Raw genomic sequence first — 1,274 nt, 5'->3', positions numbered from 1 at the left:
ACTAGCGTTGCATTAATATAACCAGAACAAACATAATATTCAGTATTTTTATATTGAATATGGAAGACACAAAAAAATCCTTTACAATGGAATGGTCAGGTAGTTTCTGTCCAAATCCACTGAAAGGATTACATGTATGGACAAGAATACCTTATTTTCGTCATTTGGTAAATGGGTTTCGCCTATTTTTTCGAAACGTTTTTTTGAAGATTTGGCTTCTAGTGATCACGACAAGTACGTCAAAAAGCTGACGACCTCCGCCTATCTCCTGTTGTTTCTGCATGCTCACCTTCAGCAGCGAGAAGGATTACGGGCGATTGCAGATGACGCGTTAGGAAGGAAATTTCAACAAGAACTTGGCTTTACCTCGATCAGTCCTTCCCAACTTTCACGCAAGCATCAGCAGTCTCATTCCAACCTGTTACAACGTGTGTTCAGGGACTTGGTTCAACGGATTCGGCTATGCTCTCTTCCCCCAGCGATGAAACGTGATTTTCGCATCGTAGATGCGACCACGATCCCTTTATGCCTCCATACATACAAGTGGGCGACCTTTCGTGAGACAAAAGCGGGAGTAAAACTTCACTTCCGGGTCGCATTTGCTTCTTCAGAAGACGTTTATCCGGAAAGGGTACAACTGACGCCAGCACGTGTTCATGACCGGACTCAACTCGATACGCTCGTAGACAATCCGGGTACAACGTATGTGTTTGATCGAGGATTTGTAGACTACGCCAAGTTTGACGCGTTCTGCGAACGCCGGATCTTCTTCGTTACGCGAGTAAAGAAGAAGGCAGCTATCCGGTATCTGTTTGATCGTCCGGTTTCCGAAGGGAGTTCCATCAAAAGAGATGGTTATGTACAAATGGGGACACAGCAAAAGCGAATGAAACATGTCCTTCGCCTCATAGAGACAACCGATTCACAGGGAAATCCCCTCCTGCTGATCACGAATCGATGGGAGTTATCTGCCGAAGAAATCAGCGAGATGTATCGGAGTCGCTGGGCCATTGAAATCTTCTTTAAATGGTTGAAGCAACACGTGAAAATCACTTCGTTTTACGGAAAAAGCCAAGAAGCGGTTCTGAACCAAGTGTTCATTGCCCTGATCGCCTTTTGCTTACTTCTCTTGGCCAAAATCTTCTCTGCTTGCCAAGAAAGCTTGTTGCAAATCTATCGGTGGTTACGTGTGATGCTCTGGGAGGATAGCCGAATCTGGTGGGAGCGATTAACCTCGAAACGAAGAAAGCCTGATCCATAAGCAGGAAGGAAAC

Annotated in this window: 1 protein-coding gene; it reads left to right on the top strand. The window is 45.2% G+C overall.

Going from position 1 to position 1,274, the window contains the following annotated elements:
• Window positions 1-136: 136 nt before the first annotated feature.
• Window positions 137-1,261: an IS4 family transposase gene (locus EDM57_RS22685; RefSeq protein ID WP_122906941.1), complete on the top strand. Its 1,125-nt coding sequence runs from the start codon at window positions 137-139 to the stop codon at window positions 1,259-1,261.
• The last annotated feature ends 13 nt before the right edge of the window (window positions 1,262-1,274 follow it).

The sequence above is a fragment of the Brevibacillus gelatini genome (assembly GCF_003710935.1).
GTDB lineage: Bacteria > Bacillota > Bacilli > Brevibacillales > Brevibacillaceae > Brevibacillus > Brevibacillus gelatini.
Note: the sequence above shows the minus strand (reverse complement) of the source record. Positions and strands in the feature narration are given on the sequence as shown.

Coding starts and splice junctions, on each gene's coding strand:
- EDM57_RS22685 (WP_122906941.1), top strand. CDS start 137: ATGGACAAGAATACCTTATTTTCGTCATTTGGTAAATGGGTTTCGCCT.